The 17119-nt window shown below is 70.6% G+C and carries 12 protein-coding genes; 1 reads left to right on the forward strand and 11 read right to left on the reverse strand.

Features of this window, described 5'->3' with window-relative positions:
- The 10 genes from RXV79_RS21805 to RXV79_RS21850 all read right to left on the reverse strand — a co-directional run bounded on the left by RXV79_RS21805 (position 1) and on the right by RXV79_RS21850 (position 14741).
- Complete coding sequence (locus RXV79_RS21805) at positions 1-2010, reverse strand: carboxylesterase/lipase family protein (protein WP_316700192.1); 2010 nt, start codon at positions 2008-2010, stop codon at positions 1-3.
- Between the two features lie 34 nt (positions 2011-2044).
- Complete coding sequence (locus RXV79_RS21810) at positions 2045-3871, reverse strand: carboxylesterase/lipase family protein (RefSeq protein ID WP_316700193.1); 1827 nt, start codon at positions 3869-3871, stop codon at positions 2045-2047.
- 75 nt (positions 3872-3946) lie between these two features.
- Entirely contained in the window at positions 3947-5377 is a 1431-nt protein-coding gene (locus RXV79_RS21815; RefSeq protein WP_316700194.1) for an alpha/beta hydrolase domain-containing protein, read from the reverse strand.
- A 199-nt stretch (positions 5378-5576) separates the two neighbouring features.
- Positions 5577-6404 (reverse strand): helix-turn-helix domain-containing protein, encoded by an 828-nt coding sequence (locus RXV79_RS21820; protein WP_316700195.1) that lies wholly within the window; start codon positions 6402-6404, stop codon positions 5577-5579.
- Positions 6405-6508: 104 nt separating this feature from the next.
- Positions 6509-7477: an alpha/beta fold hydrolase gene (locus RXV79_RS21825; protein WP_316700196.1), complete on the reverse strand. Its 969-nt coding sequence runs from the start codon at positions 7475-7477 to the stop codon at positions 6509-6511.
- A gap of 94 nt (positions 7478-7571) precedes the next feature.
- Positions 7572-8447, reverse strand: coding sequence for an alpha/beta hydrolase (locus RXV79_RS21830; RefSeq protein WP_316700197.1), 876 nt, complete (start codon positions 8445-8447; stop codon positions 7572-7574).
- Between the two features lie 85 nt (positions 8448-8532).
- The gene (gene pdeM, locus RXV79_RS21835) at positions 8533-9189 is read right to left on the reverse strand and encodes a ligase-associated DNA damage response endonuclease PdeM (protein WP_316700198.1); all 657 of its coding nucleotides are present in this window, start codon (positions 9187-9189) and stop codon (positions 8533-8535) included.
- Entirely contained in the window at positions 9186-11753 is a 2568-nt protein-coding gene (locus tag RXV79_RS21840) for a ligase-associated DNA damage response DEXH box helicase (RefSeq protein WP_316700199.1), read from the reverse strand. The genes pdeM and RXV79_RS21840 overlap by 4 nt, the downstream gene beginning before the upstream one ends.
- A gap of 36 nt (positions 11754-11789) precedes the next feature.
- Positions 11790-13985 (reverse strand): hybrid sensor histidine kinase/response regulator, encoded by a 2196-nt coding sequence (locus RXV79_RS21845; protein ID WP_316700200.1) that lies wholly within the window; start codon positions 13983-13985, stop codon positions 11790-11792.
- 84 nt (positions 13986-14069) lie between these two features.
- Entirely contained in the window at positions 14070-14741 is a 672-nt protein-coding gene (locus RXV79_RS21850) for an alpha/beta hydrolase family protein (RefSeq protein ID WP_316700201.1), read from the reverse strand.
- A 104-nt stretch (positions 14742-14845) separates the two neighbouring features.
- Here RXV79_RS21850 and RXV79_RS21855 point away from each other — a divergent pair, with 104 nt between their 5' ends.
- The gene (locus RXV79_RS21855) at positions 14846-15406 is read left to right on the forward strand and encodes a histidine phosphatase family protein (protein WP_316700202.1); all 561 of its coding nucleotides are present in this window, start codon (positions 14846-14848) and stop codon (positions 15404-15406) included.
- A 3-nt stretch (positions 15407-15409) separates the two neighbouring features.
- Here the strand turns inward: RXV79_RS21855 and RXV79_RS21860 are convergent, their stop codons facing one another.
- Positions 15410-17062 (reverse strand): sigma-54 interaction domain-containing protein, encoded by a 1653-nt coding sequence (locus tag RXV79_RS21860; RefSeq protein WP_316700203.1) that lies wholly within the window; start codon positions 17060-17062, stop codon positions 15410-15412.
- Positions 17063-17119 lie beyond the last annotated feature (57 nt).

The following is a 17119-nucleotide window of genomic DNA, read 5'->3' on the forward strand; positions in this document are numbered from 1 at the left end:
TCACTGCACCGCTGCCGCCACGCCCGTGCGCACCGTGGCGGTGGGCGTCGGGCCGACCTCGACGAAGGTGTCGTTGGCCACCGTGTACGCCGGCCAGGTGAGGCCCGACGGCCCGGCAATGCTCGGGTTGCCGGTGCGGGCGAAGTTCGTCCACATCGTCATCAACAGGTCGACGGTCGTCGCGTCGGCCGCGCCCCATTGCATCGAGGCATAGACATCGGCCGCGTCGCCGGCCGTGCCGGTGACGCCGTTGCCGTTCAGGTCACCGATGGGCGGCTTGGTGCCGTTGGGCAGGAGCACGAGGTTGAGGCTGTAGTTGCTCACGTGGCCCATCGGGAAGTTGAAGAGGTAGGGCAACTCGCCGCCGTGCGCGCTCAGCAAGCCCATCGCGCTCCAGCCGTCGGGCACACGGCTGAACTTGTAGACGTACTGCGGCGCCTGGTAGTTCGGCCGCTGCGTGAGGAAGATCGGCAGCGCCGCACGCAGCGTGCTGTAGTCGCCCGAGGTCACGCCCACCATCAGCGGCACCTCGCTCGGCAGGCCGTCGGCCACGTTCTGCGCGTAGGTCTTGGTGAGGTAGCGGTAGTCGACGTTGGGGCGGTAGGTCTCGCGCGGAATGCCGTTGTCGATGTCGGCCTGCACGATGGCCTGCCAGGGCAGCGCACGCGCCTGCTCCAGCGTGGTCACATTGTTGCGCGCGAAGAGTGCGGTGCCGATGGCCTCGTTCGCGGCAAGCGACGAGGCCGGCGTGCCGGTGGCCGGAATGGGCGAAGCGCCGCTCTGCACCACCGCCTTGTGGAAGAGGCCGGTGGCCATGGGCGAGTTCATCAGCGAGTAGGTCTTACCCCCGCCGCCCGACTGGCCGAAGATGGTCACGTTGCCCGGGTTGCCGCCGAAGGCCGCGATGTTGTCGCGCACCCATTGCAGCGCCATCACCAGGTCCATCTGGCCGTAGTTGCCTGAGCCGTTGTAGCCGCTCTCGGCGGTGAGCAGCGGGTGCGACAGGTAGCCGAAGGCGCCGAGCCGGTGGTTCACCGTGACCAGCACCACGCCCTTGGTGGTGAGGCTGTCGGGGTTGTTGTACTGCTTGGAGTTGCTGGTGAGGATGGCGAAGGCCCCGCCGTGGAACCACACCATCACCGGCAGGTTGGCCGCATTCTTCGGCGCGGTGACGTTGAGGTAGAGCGAGTCTTCGCTCATGCCACCTTCGCCGATGGATTCGAGCCGGATGTCCTGCGCCGACTGGTCGCGCCACGCGGTGGCATGGCGCAGGCCGCTCCAGGGCTGCGCCGCCTGCGGCGGGCGCCAGCGCAGGTCGCCCACCGGCGGGCGCGCGTAGGGGATGCCGAGGTACTGCCAGGTGGTGGCATTTGCTTCGAAGCCGCTCAGCTGGCCGCCGGTGGTCGTGACCACGTTGCGCGCGCTGGTCGAGCGGGTGAAGTGTTCGAGCGCGGCGGTGGTGGTGCGCGCGGTACGCGGGCGCGGGTCGAGGTCGGTGAAGACATTCGCACCGTTGAGCGCCGTGAGCAGCGGCGCGAGGCTCGTGCGGAAAGCGGCGCTGGCCTGGTCGAAGTTGATCGACGCGGCCTGCGCCGACACCACGCTGCGAACGGCATCGGTGATCTGGATGCCGTTGTTGAGGTCGCCGTCGGCGTCGAGCGTCTGCAGCAGGATCAGCTTGTTGGCCACCCGCTGGTCGGTGGCCGCCGCGGCGCCGCTCGTGATCGACAGCGGCGTGAGCGTGGCCGCCCCGCTGGCCGAGCCGAGCACGAGGTTGCCGATCGAGAAGGTGAGCGTCTCGCCCGCCTGGTAGTTGAAGCGGCCTTGCGCATCGGTGCTGCGCGCGCCGAGCGCGTCGCCCTGCACGTTGAGGCCGGCCACCGGGCTGTCGACGAAGGTGCCGGTCTGGGTGGGGGTGCCGTCGTCGTCACCCGAGCCGCAGGCGGCGACCGACATCAGCGCCGCCAAGGCCGAAGCCAGCACCGGCAGGCGCTTGCGTGTCTGGAACATGAATCACTCCTCGTGGGGTTGGTCGTGGTCGTCATCAGGGAAAGACCGTCGAGAGGCCGCTGCGCACCTGCGGCGTGGCGGCAAGCTCGGCGAAGCTGTCGTTCGCGGTCGTGTACGCCGGCCAGGCGAAGGCGGCCGTGCTCGGGTTGCCGGTGCGGGCGAAGTTGGCCCACATCGTCATCGTGGTGTCGATGACGGTGGCGTCGGTGGCGTCGAAGCCGGCCGAGGCGAAGACGTCGGCGCCGTCGCCGGCGGTGCCGGTCACGCCATTGCCGTTCAGGTCGCCCACCACCAGCCGCGCGCCGGTGGCCGGGTCGATCACCAGGTTGAGCAGGAAATGCGTGACCACGCTCTCGGGCGCGTTGAAGACATAGGTGAGCTCGCCGCCGTGGTAGGTCGTCACCCCACGCGCGCGCCAGCCGGCCGGCATGTGGGTGAAGAGCGCGGCGTAGTGGTTCGCGTCGCTGTGTGTCTTCATCCAGGGGAAGACCGTCTTCACCGTCTGGATGGGGTCGACGGTGTCGTTGGCATTGACGACGATCAGGAACGGCACGTCGTTGTGCTGCCGCGATTCGAAGCTCACCCGCTCGGTGGTGGGCAGGTAGCGGTTGTCGACGTTGGTGTATGGCGTGAGGGCCGCCGCCGCGGTGACCACCTCCGTCCAGGGGCGCGCGCGCATCTCGGCCAGCGTCGCGGCATTGAGGTTCGTGGCCAGCTGCGTGCCGATGGCCTCGGCCGCGGCGAGGCTGCGCGTGTCGGGGTAGAGCGTGCCGCTCTGGCTGATGGCCTTGTGGAAGAGCCCGCGTGCAGCCGGCGAGGCCATCAGCGACAGCACCTTCCGGCCACCGCCCGACTCGCCGAAGATGGTCACGTTGTTGGGGTCGCCGCCGAACTGCGCGATGTTGTCGCGCACCCATTGCAGCGCGGCGATCAGGTCCATCTGGCCGTAGTTGCCCGAGCCACCGTAGCCGCTCTCGGCGCTGAGGGCCGGGTGCGCGATGTAGCCGAAGGGGCCGAGGCGGTGGTTGACCGAGACCTGCACCACGCCCTTGGTGACGAGGGCCTGCGCATTGTTGAAGGGCTTGGTGTTGCTGGTGAGCGAGGTGAATCCACCGCCGTGGAACCACACCATCACCGGCAGGTTGCTCGCGGCCTTGGGCGCGGTGACGTTGAGGTAGAGGCAGTCTTCGCTCATGCCGCCTTCGCCGAAGCGCTCGAGCGCGGTCGTCTGCGCGGCCTGGTCGGCCCAGGCGACGGCGTGGCGCACGCCGCTCCACGGCTGCGGCGCCTGCGGCGGGCGCCAGCGCAAGTCACCGACGGGCGGCCGGGCGTAGGGGATGCCGAGGAACTGCCAGACGTTCGCGCTGGCCTCGTAGCCGCTGAGCTGGCCGCCGGTGGTGCCGACGACGTGGCGCGGCCGCGTCCAGCGGACGTGGTGCTCGAGCGCCGCGGTCGCGCTGCGTGCGCTGCGCGGGCGTGGGTCGAGGTCGGTGAACGCATTGGCGCCGTTCAGGGCGGCCAGCAGCGGGGCGAGGCTCGCGCGGAAGGTGGTGGTGCTCTGGGCGAAGTTGATCGACGCGGCCTGCGTGTTCACGGCGCTGCGGATCGCGGCGGTGATCTGGATGCCGTTGTTGAGGTCACCGTCGGCATCGAGCGTCTGCAGCAGCACGAGGCGGTTGTTCATCGCCGGCTCGGCCGCGGCCGTGGCGCTCATGCCGTCGACCGCGGCCACGAGCGTGTCGACGAAGTCTGGCGGCGGCGCAGGCTCGTCGTTGCCCGAGCCGCAGGCGGCGCCGGCAAGCGACAGGAGCACGGCGAGCGGCCAGCGGCCGCGGGTTCGTCGAAGCGGAAAGGAGGTCATCGGGGTCGTCCAGGGAGATGTCTGTTTTTTGAGGAGGAAGCGCCCCGCCCTGCGTCGGGGCGGGGCGCTGCACGATCAACGCGGGATGGGCGCGGTGCTCGCCTGCTGCAGGGCCTTCGCGTGGTCGGCCGGCAGCAGGTAACCCGCTGCGAGCGCACGGTCGGCCGCGGCCTTGTACTTGTTGTAGTAGTCGGCGTGCGTCGGGTAGAGCGTGCTCAGGCGCGAAGCGGTGAACGCCTCATGGCTGCCCGAGGTGGTGCAGGCAAAGAGGTCGAGGAACTCGAACGAGCCGGTGGTCGAGTTGTCGATGCCGTAGGTGGCGATGGGCACGTCGATCTCGGGCAGGCGCAGGCCGCCGAGGGCGTTGCCGTAGCTGTCGCGCTGGATGCGGTTGAGCAGCGAGCTGCGCGTGATGCGCGGCGCGGTGGGCGGCAGCGTGCCCTGCTTCATCCACTTCACGAGGTGGCTGTAGACGGCGTTCTGCACGCGGTAGAAGGGCATGCGGTTGGCCGGCTTCTCGCACGAGGCGGGCGGACGGGTGCTCACCGAATACACACCTTCGAGCATGTACTGGTCGGAGTGCGACGAACCGGCCACTTCCCAGTAGCGGATCTTGGCGCTGTCGGTGGCCTTGGAGGTGTCGGACTGCGAGTTCACGTCCATCTCCGACTGCAGCTGGAACACCGGGTGCGATGCATCGGAGCGGATCACCGTGCTCGACGGCGTGCCGCGCAGGTCGCCCGACGAGAGCTTGATGCCCGAGTTGCCGCGGCCGTGGATCACGAAGCCGTCGAACACACGCTCCAGCGGCTGGATCGCGTTGACGTAGGTGGTGAGCCGCAGCGCCGATTGCGAGTGGCCGGTGGCGACGATCTTCTGCGGCACGAGGCCGCCGAGCAGCACCTGGTACTGGTCGCGCACGGCCTTGGCGGCCTGCGAGAGGATGTCGTAGGAGATGTCGTCGTTGGGCAGGTTGCCGGCGGCGTAGCGCGTCGGGTTCTTCTCCTTCGACCCTTCGAGCCCGGTCTTCTGGTTGGTGAGGCCGACGTAGGCGTAGCCCTGGCGCAGGAATTCCTCCTTGGCCATGATCCAGTCGATGTCGAGCACGTAGCCGGAGCTGACGTTGAGCCACTCGACGATCACGATGCCGTTGAACTTCGTCGGGTCGGCCGGGCGGCGCACCAGCAGCGGCGTGTTGTACGGCGTGTTGCTGGAGTAGACGTAGGCGCTCCACTTGCCGTCGGAGCGCAGCGTGCTCGACGCGCGGTAGGTGCGCGCCAGCCCCGAGATGAAGAACTCGCGGTCGGTGTAGCCGGCGGCCGAGATCTGCGCGCTGCGGTCGAGGAAGTGGCCGCCGACGGGCGCGGCCTGGATGGCCGCCTGCGGCACGGCGGCCCACGCCGCAACGGCGCCGATCGCGAGCAAGGCCGCGGTCGCGGCCGATTTCAGGTGCCGGGCGAGCGTGAAAGCACGCCGCGCACCCGGTGCATGGGTGAGGTGGGTCATGAGAGTCTCCTGTAGGTTTTGAGATCGAAGGCGGAGGGTCGCCACGCGCCTTTTCGCGGTGGCGCAGCGCTTGTGCACACGCGTTCGAAATAGTCTAGGACGCAGGTCCCGACCCTGTTGCAGCCATCTGCGCGTTTGCCGGGATAGTCGCTAGGCAATCGGTACAAGAAGCCGATGCCGGGCGCTCACGCGCCCGCCGTCAGGCGTGCATCGGCCGCGAGGGCATGGGGTCGACCGTCACGTACTCGTGGCCGGAGAACATGCGGTTGGGCGGCAGCCCGTAGTGCTGCTTCCACATCTTCGAAAAATGCGCCGAATCGGCGAAGCCGGCAATGGCGGCCACCTGCGTCATGCTCACGCCGCGGTTCACGAAGGCGGCGGCGGCGTGCAGCTTGATGGTCTGCTCGTACTTGCGCAGCGAGATGCCGGCCTCGCGCTGGAAGAGGTGCACCAGCCAGTCTTTCGACAGGCACACCGACTCGGCCAGCTCGTCGAGCGAGCGGCGGCGGTTCTCGTGCAGCAGCTTCATCACCTGCCGCACGCGTGGGTCGACCGGCTTGGTGGGCGGCAGACGCTGCTCGGCCAGCGCCACCACCTTCGCATAGAGCCGGTCGGCGTCAGCCGGGCTCATGCGGCCGGCGCGGAAGTCGTGCAATGCCGGCAGCAGCGGCGCGAAGTGCTCGCGCGGCCACACCTGCACCGAGGCGTTCGCCTGGGCAAACGCGGGGTAGCTCGGGTGCACCGGCGAGACGTCGATGCAGGCCACGTCGGGCCGGCCCAGCACCCGCTTGCGCACGCCGGGGCCCAGCAGCGCCGAGGTGATGTTCACCGACTGGCCCGCGGCTTCGAGGGTGAAGGGCTCGTCGCTCAGGCCGACGTACAGCAGCACCGAGTGACGCTGGCTCGGGATCTCGGCCACCATGCCCGCGTACAGAAAGCCCTCGCGCTGCATGTGCATGCGGCCGTAGGACGAGGTCGACGGAGACGAGGGTGGGCGCCCGGCATGGGGCTCGAACTGCAAGTCCATGGAGGCGGGGCGGCCGTGCGGGCCGGTGGCATCAGGCGGAGGTGGCCGATGATTCGGCAGGCCCGCCCGGTCGGTCTTGTATCGAACGGTCGCCTTGCTCCGGGTTAACCCGGCACCGGCAACCCACGCAGGAAGTCGAGCAGCAGCGTGTTGACCTCGTCGGCGCGCTCGCGCTGGATCCAGTGCCCCGCCCCCGGCAGGATGTGGCAGCCACGCAGGCCGGGCAGCGTCTTCGGGTAGGCCTCGACCTGCGCCTTCGACGCCGGGAAACGTAGCACACCGTCGCGCTCGCCGGCGATGAAGAGCGACGGCTGGCGGATCGGGCAGCCGCGCCAGGGCATGGTCAGTTCCCAGTTGCGGCGCAGGTTGCGGTACCAGTTGAGCCCGCCTCGAAAACCGGCCCGCGTGAACTCGGCGGTGTAGTGATCGAGGTCGGCCTCGGTGAGCCAGGGCAGCGGCCCTTCGGGCGGCACGGTGTTGTCGAGCATGCCCTTGCCCGGCGCGAGCACCGAGAAGCCCTTGCCCTCGGGGCCGTCGCCCGAGGCGCTGTAGTACAGGCGGCGCAGCGAGTCGCGCACGTCGCGTTCCAGCTCGGCCTCGGCCACGCCGGGCGCCTGGAAATACTGCATGTAGAAGGTCTTGATGCCGCCCTTGTCGAGCGAGGTGAGGAGGTCGGTGCGACCCGGCGGCGCATAGGGCACGCTCATCGCCGCGACCGCGCGGAACATGTCGGGCCGCAGCAGCGCGCAGTGCCACGCCACCACTGCGCCCCAATCGTGGCCGACGACCACCGCCTGCTTCTCGCCGAGGGCCAGCACCAGCTCGGTGATGTCGCCCACCAGGTGGTGGATGGTGTATTGGTCCACCTCCGCCGGCGCCTCGGTGTCGCCGTAGCCACGCATGTCGGGCGCCACGGCGCGAAACCCTGCGGCGGCGACCGCCTCGATCTGGTGGCGCCACGAGTACCAGCTCTCGGGCCAGCCGTGGGTGAAGACCACCAACGGCCCGCTGCCCTTCTCGGCCACGCGCATGCGGATGCCGTTGATCTGGCGATGAGAGAAGGCGATCGTCATGCGCGGCTCCTGTGGAATGCGCGCACTCTAGGCCAAGGGCCTTGCCCCTCTTGTCACCTTGGCGGCTGCCCGCCCGCCTCCCGCCGACTGCCCTTCACTGCGCGCCACCGGCGAAGCCGAACAGCTCGGCCATCGCCTGCCGGTACTGCGCCTGCCCCACGGCGTTGGTGTTGTGGTGCGAGCCGCCTTCCACCAGCACGAAGCGCTTGGGCTCGCGCGCCTTGTCGTAGAGGGTGTGGCCGAGCTTCGAGGGGATCAGCGAATCGTTGCTGCCGTGCACCACGAGCAAGGGCGAGCCGACCTCCGCCACGCGCGCGGCCGAATCGAAGCGCTGCGTGATGAAGGGCGACACGGGCAGCCAGCCCCAGCGGAAGGTGCTCACCACGTCGGCGATGGAGGTGAAGCTGCCCTCGACGATGAGGCCGGCTTCGTCGCGCACGTCGGCCGCGAGCTGCACCGCGATCGCCCCGCCCAGCGAGTGGCCGAAGATGAAGCGGCGCGCCTGCGGGTGCTGCGCGGCCAGCCAGTCCCATGCGGCGCGGGCGTCTTCGGCGGCCATCTGCTCCGACGGCAGGCCCTTGCTGCTGCGGCCGAAACCGCGGTAGTCGACGCCCAGCACCGAAAAGCCCAGTTCGTGCATGCGGCGCATGCGCGGGGCGCTGCCGCGCACGTCGTAGCGGGCGCCGTGGAGGTAGAGCAGCACGGGGGCATTGGCATCGTCTTGCGGCAGCCACAGGCCGTGCAGCGTCACCGGCCGGCCGGCGTCATCGATCTTCGAATCGAAGGAGATCCACACGTCGTGCATGCCTTCGGCCGCGGCCAGGCCACCGGCCCAGGTGCGGTCGCTCGGCTGGAAGATCCAGCCGCGCTGGCGCTCGTCGAGCGTGGCGCAGCCCATCTGCAGGCCGAGCGCGAGGAGCACGACCGAGGCCAGGGCGGCGAGGCGGCGGAAGGAGAAGCGTGCAGGCATGTCGAGAGGGTGTCACGGCGAGAAAGACACGGGGCAGCGCTCGGACATCGCCGGCCGCGGCCGAGTTCCACGCCCGCTCGCGGAATCAGGGCAATTTCCACACACCGCCGTCGCCGACGACGAAGACCTGCTGCCCCTCGGCACGCCCGACCTCCCAGCCACCCGTGAATTCGCCGAAGGCCGGCAGCAGCAGCTGCTGCGCCTCGAGCACGAAGCACGGCAGGCGCAGCCGGTCGCGCCCGCGGCCGTGCAGCCGTACGACGGGGTGCAGGTGGCCGGCCAGCGCGAGCGCCCCGGGCACCGGCTGCGGGTGGTGGCAGGCGGCCAGCGGGCCGAGGCGCCAGGGTTCGTCGACCACCGAGATGCCGGCCCCGGCGGGCGGATCGCCGGCACGGCGGTCGTGGTTGCCGCGCACGAGCGTCACGCGCAGCGTGGAGAACTGCGCGCGCCACGCCGCAAGCGCCGATTGCACCGAGGGCGTGAGCGCTTCGGGTGCGTGGAGGAAGTCGCCGAGCACCACCAGCGCGTCGGGCTGGTGCCGGTGCAGGAGCGTGGTGAGCCGGTCGAGGTTGCCCTGCGTGGTGCCGGCCGGCACCGGGTGGCCATGCGCCCTGAAGGTGGCGGCCTTGCCGAGGTGCAGGTCGGCGATGAAGAGCGTGCGCCGCGCGGGCCACCACAACGCGCGCTCGGGCAGCAGCGAGAGCGTCTCACCCGCGCGTTCGAGGCTCAGGTGCGACCTCATCGCCGCCCCCGCCGCCGCGCGCGCGGCTGTGCCTTTTCGGGCGCCGCGCCGCTGAAGCCCAGGCGCTCGCGCACCTCGTCGACCGGCACCGCCTCGCCGCCACCGGCCGCCTTCTCCAGCTGCGCCACCATGCGCGAGATGCGGTCGGCGACGCTCTCGTTCGAGAGCTGCTCGCGGAAGCGCTCCACCATCAGCGGAAAGGCAAACGGCGTGGGCCGCGCCGGCTGCGTCAGCACCAGACGCTGCGTCGCCATGCGCGCGAGGCTCGCGCCCAGGCGGCCGATGTCGAGTTCCTGCGCGAGCACCTCGGCCTCGGCTTGCTGCAGCAGCCGGTTCGCTGGGTCGTACTTGCGAAACACCTCCCAGAAGAGCGACGACGAGGCCTGCAGCTGTTTGGCGCTGCGCTTCTCGCCGGGATAGCTCTGGTAGATGAGGCCCGAGACGCGTGCGATCTCGCGGAAGCGGCGGCGCGCGAGTTCACTGGCATTGAGACTCGCCAGCACCTCGTGCAGCAGCGTCTCGGTGTCTTGGGCCGGCTGCAGCACCTGCGGCAGCAGCTCGTCCCACGCCACGGCGTCGGCGCACAGCAGCTCCAGGCCGTAGTCGTTGAAGGCCATCGAGAAGGTGCGCGGGCTCTGCTGCGCCACGCGCCAGGCGATCAGGCTCGCCAGGCCCAGGTGCACATGGCGGCCGGCGAAGGGGTAGAGGAAGAGGTGCGCGCCTTCGCGCGTGGCGATGCGCTCGGCCAGCAGGGTGGCAGGTGTGGGCAGCGCCGACCAGTCGTGTTGCAGGTCGAGCAGCGGTTTCGCGCAGTGCAGCTCGGGGCTGTCGAAGCGGCCGGCGTCGGCGAGCGCGAGCTGCTGCACCACCGCGTCGGCCAAGGTTGTCGACAGCGGCATGCGCCCGCCGTTCCAGCGCGGCACCGCCGGCTTGCGGCCGGTGGCGCGGCGCACGAAGGCGGTCATCTCGTGCGTGCGCACGAGTTCGAGTTGTCGACCTGCAAAGAGAAACACGTCGCCGGGCTTCAGGCGCGCGACGAAGCTCTCCTCCACGCTGCCGAGCTTGGCACCGCCGAGGTACTGCACCGTCATGCTGGCGTCGCTCACGATGGTGCCGATGTTGGCGCGGTGGCGCCGCGCGAGACGCGCCTCGGGCACATGCCACACGCCGTGCTCGTCGGGCACCGCACGGCGGTAATCAGGGTACGCAGTGAGCGACGGGCCGCCCTGTTGCACGAAGGCGAGGCACCAGCCCCAGCTCTCGGGCGAGAGCTGCGCATAGGCCGCGGTGCTGCGCACCTCGTCGTAGAGATCGTCGGCGACGAAACCGCCGCCGAGCGCCACCGTCACCAGGTGCTGCACCAGCACGTCGAGCGGTTGCTGCGGCGAGTGGCGCGCCTCGATGTGCCCGGCCGCCACCGCGGCGCGTGCGGCGGCACCTTCCACCAGTTCGATGCTGTGCGTGGGCACGAGCGTGACGCGCGACGCCCGCCCCGGCGCATGGCCCGAGCGCCCAGCGCGCTGCAGCAGGCGCGCCACGCCCTTGGGCGAGCCGATCTGCAGCACCCGCTCGACCGGCAGGAAGTCGACGCCGAGGTCGAGGCTCGCGGTGCACACCACGGCGCGCAGCTCGCCGTTCTTCAAGCCGAGCTCGACCCACTCGCGCACCTCGCGGTCGAGCGAGCCGTGGTGCAGCGCGATGAGGCCCGCCCATTCGGGCCGCGCCTCCAGGATCGCGTGGTACCAGATCTCGGCCTGCGAGCGGGTGTTGGTGAAGACGAGCGTGCTGCCGCTCGCGGCAATCTCGTCGACCACCTGCGGCAGCATCGTGAGCCCCAGATGCCCGGCCCAGGGGAAGCGGTCGGCCCGCGGCGGCAGCAGCGAGTCGATGACGAGCGGCTTGTCGATGCGGCCCTGCACCAGCCGGCCACGCGGGTGGCCGAGCAGGGTGTGCATCGCCTCGCCGAGGTTGCCGAGCGTGGCCGACATGCCCCACACGCTCAACGCGGGCGACCACCGCCTCAGGCGCGCAAGCGCGAGCTGCACCTGCACGCCGCGCTTGTTGCCGAGCAGCTCGTGCCACTCGTCGACCACCACCAAGCGCACGCTCCCGAGCACCTCGCGTGCATCGGCCCGCGCGAGCAGCAGCGAGAGGCTCTCGGGCGTGGTGACGAGCGCGGTGGGCAGGCGGCGGTTCTGCGCGCTGCGCTCGCCCGCGGTGGTGTCGCCGCTGCGCGCGCCGACGGTCCACGGGGCGATGTCGGCCAGCGCGGGCAGCGGCTGCTCCAGCGAGCGCAGGGTGTCGGCGGCGAGCGCACGCATCGGCGTGATCCACAGCACCGTGAGGGGGTCGGCCTTCTTCGCGGGCGCCAGGTAGGCCATCAAGGCGCCGAGCCACACCGCGTAAGTCTTACCGGCGCCGGTGGTGGCGTGGAGCAGGCCCGACTCGCCGGCCGCGACGGCGCGCCACACCTCGCGCTGGAACTCGAACGGCGCCCAGCCGCGTGCGGCCATCCACGCCAGGAGGGCGTCTTCGACGGGGGTGCTGCGCGCGCTGTGCTTCATCTCTTGCACCGGGCTCAGGAGCAAGAGGCAGACCCGTCAGCCCGGCTGGCGCGGCGCGCGCTCCTGCACCGCGCGCTGCAGCGCCTCGATCAGGTCGTCGAGGCCGTAGGGCTTGCGAAGCTCCTGCACGTCGGCCCGGGTCTGGCGCGTGTTGTAGCCGGTGGCGACCACCGCCGCCATCGCCGGCACGTTGGCGCGGCACCAGTCGACCAGGTCCAGGCCCGAGAGCGTGCCGGGCATGACGACGTCGGTGAAGAGCACGTCGAAATCGGTGTGGGTGCCCAGCACCTCCTTCGCCTGGTCGGCCGAGGCGCAATGCGTGACCTCGTGGCCGGCCTCGCGCAGTGCCGGCACGACCACCGACGACACGAGCGAGTCGTCTTCGATCATCAGGATGCGCAGCGTGCGGCCCGCGTGACGAGACGCCGCCTCGGGCGTGACCACCGCCTCGGCCTGGTCGGTGATGGGCAGCAGCAGCGTCACGCGCGTGCCTTCGCCGGCGGTGCTCTCCAGGCGGGCGTCGCCGTTCGACTGGCGCGCGAAGGCCAGCACCTGCGCGAGCCCGAGGCCCGTGCCGGCACCGATCGGCTTGGTGGTGAAGTACGGGTCGAAGGCGCGTTCGAGCGTCTCGGGGCTCATGCCGGCGCCGTTGTCGCTGACCTGCAGGCACACATGGCGCGGGCCGGCAAGCGTGGCGCTTTCTTCGGGCGTGGCCAGCCGCGCGGTGAGGCGGATGGCGCCACCGTCGGGCATGGCATCGCGCGCGTTGAAGATGAGGTTGAGCAGGGCAAGCTCGAGCTGCGCCGGGTCGACCAGCACCGCCGGCAGCCCCGGCTCGATCTCGGCCGTGAGCTGCACCCGCTCGCCCACCGCCTTGCGCGTGAGTTCCTGCGTCTGCAGCACGAAGTTGGGCAGGTTCACCGGCTGCGGCTTGAGCGGTTGCGCCCGGCCGAAGGTCATCATCTGCTTCACGAGATCGGCCGCCTTGCCGGTGGCGCGCATGGCCGCTTCCAGGAAACGGCGATGCGGCACGTCGGCCGCGGTCTGGCGGTCGACCACGTGCAGGCCCGTGCTGATGGTCTGCAGCAGGTTGTTGAAGTCGTGCGCGAGCCCGCCGGTCAGGCGGCCGATGGCCTCGCGCTTCTGGCCTTCGAGCAGCGCGGTCTGGGCCGCACGCGCGTCGTTCACGGCCAGCTGCACTTCCTTCTGCAGAGTGAGCGTGGCCTCGTGCGAGCGCCGGCCGGCGAGTTCGAGCGCGCGGCTCACCTCGTCGAGCTCGAAGACGCCGGTGGTGAACGCGGCGGGCACTTCGTCGCGCCCGAGCTGCACGGCCGACTCGCGCAGCGTGACGATGGGCTTGCCGATCCTGCGCGCCACGAAGATCGCCAGGCCCAGGCCGATGAGCAGCAGCGCCCCGGCCGCGGCGAGCGTCTGCGCCGTGAGGCGCCGCGCCGACTGGGCGAGCGCCTCCTGCGGCAAGGCCAGCACCACGTTCCAGCCGTGGCGGTTGGCCGGCGACACATAGGTGAGCGAGGGCACCCCGTCGAGGGTGACCGTCTCGCCGAAGCTGCCCACGCCCGCCTTCGCTCGGCGCTGGATCTCCTCGCTGGCCTGGCGACCCACCCACTTCAGCGGGTCACGGTTGCGCGCGATGATGAAGTGCTGATCGTTGAGGACGGAGGCGAGGCTGTTGAGCGGCGTGGCCTTCTCGATCAGGCTTTGCACGACCGAGGGCGAGAAGGACACGCCCACGTTGTAGCGGGCCGACGTGCCGTCGAGCAAGGGCGCATAGGCCACCAGCACCGGCTCCTGCGTCAGGAGCCCGCGTGCCGAGAAGAACACCTTGGGCGCTTCGGTCACGAACGGCGCCTCGCCCCGATCACGCGGCTCGAAGCCTTGAAACGGCACCCGTGTGTTGAGGCGCTGCCGCTGGCGGTCGACCAGCACCACCCAGTTGCCGCTGCCCTTCACCGCTGCGCTGGCCTCGTCGTGGAAGCGCGCGAGCTGGTCGTCTTGCAGCGTGCGCGAGGCGCTCAGCGTGGTCGCGATGGCCACCCGCTTGTCGAGCTGGCCCTCCACCAATGAATTGAGGCTCTGGGCGAAACGCTCGATGTCCTGGCGCACATCTTCGGCCTCGCGCAGGTAGGTCGAGCGCGCCAGCAAGGAGAAGCCCGCCACCGCCGGCAACCAGACCGCGAGCACCAACAGCAGGAGAAACGTGCGAATGCTCAAGCGACGAGGGCGTGGGTGACGTAACCCGACACGCTATCAGAGTTTTTCGCGCCCAGCGCCCGCAGGGGCTCCGGGCCGGGGGTGTCAGCGCTGCGCGGCGCACCACGCCGCCATCGTGTCGGCGAGCGAGCCCAGCACCTGCGCATCGGTGCGGCCGCTGCGCATGCGCACATGGAAGGCGTGGTCGGCGTCCTCTTCCAGCGCGAGGGTCGCGTGCGGCAGGGGTGCGAGTACCTCGCGCAGCAGTGTGAGGTCGGCCAGCGCATCGCGCGTGCCTTGCAGGAAGAGCATCGGCACCTGCACCTGCGACAGGTGTGCAGCGCGTGTGACGCTCGGCTTGCCCGCAAGGTGCAGCGGGAAGCCGACGAACATGAGCCCGCGCACGCCCTCCAGCGGCAACGCAGCCTGGGCCTGCGAGCTCATGCGTCCCCCGAACGATTTGCCACCGGCAAAGAGCGGCAGCGCAGGCCACTGGCGGCGCGCCTCGGCCACCGCCGCCCGCACGGCGGCCTGCGCGACCGCCGGCGTGTCGGGCCGCCCGCGGCCTTCCTCCATGTAGGGAAACTGGAAGCGCAGCGTGGCGACCCGGCGCTGCGCCAGCTCGCCGGACAGGGCAGACATGAAGGCGTGGTCCATGCCGGCGCCCGCGCCATGCGCGAACACGTAGCCGGCGCTCGCATCGGCGGGCGTCATGCACAGCGCGGCCACCTTGCCGCTGTCGGGCACCTCGACGCTCAGGGGTTGGGGCACGGTCATGCGGCGAGCATCGCATGCAGACAAGACCCCGATGCGGCATCGGACGCGAAGGCCCCGATACGCTGCGCTCCGGCAGCCACTCGTGCGGGCTGCGGGAACGGCCGATGCAACGACGCGCTCTCCTCATCGCCACCAGTGCCTGGCCCTGGGCTGCGCGCGCCGACGACGCGGTCGCGGCGCGGCTTGCGGCCGGTGGCGTGGTGATCGCCTTCCGCCATGCGCTCGCGCCCGGCACCTTCGACCCGCCGGGTTTTCGCCTCGACGACTGCGGCACGCAGCGCAACCTCAACGACGAAGGGCGCGCCCACGCGCAGCGCATCGGCGCGTGGCTCCGCGAGCGACGGCTGTCGCCGGCGGCGGTGCGCAGCAGCCCCTGGTGCCGCTGCGTCGACACGGCCCGCCTCGCCTTCGACCGCGCCGACCCGTGGCTCCCGCTCGGCTCGCCCCGCGCGGGCAGCGAAGCGGTCCACGACGCAGCACTGCGCGAGTTGCGTGCGTCCCTCGCCGCCGTGGCCCGGTCGGAGCGCCGCTTCGAGGTGTGGGTCACGCACCAGTTCGTGTTGACGGCGCTGGTGGGCGGTCATGTGGCGTCGGGTGAAGGCCTGGTGTTGCAGGCGGGCGCCGGGCACCAGCCCACGCTCGTCGCGCGGCTGAGCGTGGCGTAGAACTCAGGCCAGCAGCTTGTAGAGATACGAGCGCGAGATGCCGAGCTGCTCGGCCGCGCGCTTCTTGTTGCCGCCGCATTCGTCGAGCACCCGGCGGGCGGCGGCGCGTTCGTGGTCCTTGAGGCGCGGCGCCGCCGGCGGCGCGGGCAACACCGGCGAGACCGGCCGGCGCACCGTGGCATGCGGTTCGCCACGCGCCGCATCGTTGCGGGTGAAGGCGTCGAGCGTCAGCAGCTCGTGCGACGAGAACACCAGCGCTTCCTCGATGCGGTGGCGCAGCTGCCGCAGGTTGCCGGGCCAGGGCTGGTCGGCGAGGTAGCGCGCCACGCCGGGCTCGACCTTGGGCACCGGCAGGCCGTTGCGGTCGCAGAAGGCTTTCACGAAATGCGCCAGCAGCGCGGGGATATCTTCCAGGCGCTGGCGCAGCGGCGGCACACGAAGCGTCACGCCGCTGATGCGGTAGAAGAGGTCGTGGCGGAACGCGCCGCTGTCGATCAACTCGTCGATGTCGCGGTGCGTGGCCGACACGAGCCGGAAGCTCATCTTCTTGCCCGCATGGCTGCCCAGGCGTTCGACCACCCGCTCTTCCAGCACCCGCAGCAGCTTGATCTGCACGTCCATCGGGATGTCGCCCACCTCGTCGAGAAAGAGCGTGCCGTCGTTGGCCATCTCGAACTTGCCGGCGCGGCCCTGCTTGGCGCTGCCGGTGAAGGCGCCCGCGGTGTGGCCGAAGAGTTCGCTCTCGATCAGGCTCGACGGCAGCGCCGCGAGGTTGAGGCTCACCATCTCGTGTGAACCCCGGCCCAGCTTGTGGATGGCCCGGGCCACGAGTTCCTTGCCGGTGCCGCTCTCGCCGAGGATGAGCACCGGCACGTCGAGCCGCGCCACGGTGGCCACCTCGTGCCGCAGGCGCTGCATTGCCTGGCTGTCGCCCACGAGTTCGGCGGTGGCTTCGCGCGTCTCCCGCAGGCCATCGAGTTCGCGCCGGTAGAACTCGAGCTGCGAGCGCAGCTGGTTCATCTCGGCCGCCATTTTCGACACCGCCTCGGCGTCGCGGAACATCACCTGCCCCACCGCGCCCACGATCTGCCCGTTCTTGCGGATCGGCCTTCGGTTGACGACCCGCATCACGCCTTCGCCGAAGCTCTGCGGCTTGCCGATCTCGGCCTTGCCCGACTCGATCACCGCGCGCAGCCGCGAATTCGGGATCGCCTCTTCGGCCGGCTTGCCGATGCCGCCGCCATACGAGAGCCCGAGGAACTTCTCGTGCACCGGGCTGATGTAGCGGATGGTGCCGTGGTGGTCGGCCACCGTGATGCCCTGGTAGGGGTCGTTGAGGATCTGCTCGAGGATGTCGAAGGCGAAGGGCACGGCCACCACGAAGTCGAGCAAGGTGCTGCCGTCGGTGCCGTGCGTGTCGACGGGGCGGACGATGGCGATCTCGGTGTCGTCGGCATGCAGCGCCACGCCGACGACCGGGCCGGTGGGCAGATGCGCCTCGAAAAGGCTGCGGTCCGGCGCAAGGTGCATGGCCGTGACGAGGGCCTCTTGCGCCGCGGCATCGGCGGCCAGCCCGAGCGCCGCCACCACCTCGCCGCGGCGGCGGGCCAGCACGCCGAGCGACCCGTCAACGCCGGAAGAGTGTTGTTCAGACATGCACAACGACACCTTGAAAGACACCGAGTGTAGTCAGCACAGACAAAATACCACCCC

Source organism: Piscinibacter gummiphilus, from assembly GCF_032681285.1.
Lineage (GTDB): Bacteria > Pseudomonadota > Gammaproteobacteria > Burkholderiales > Burkholderiaceae_C > Rhizobacter > Rhizobacter gummiphilus_A.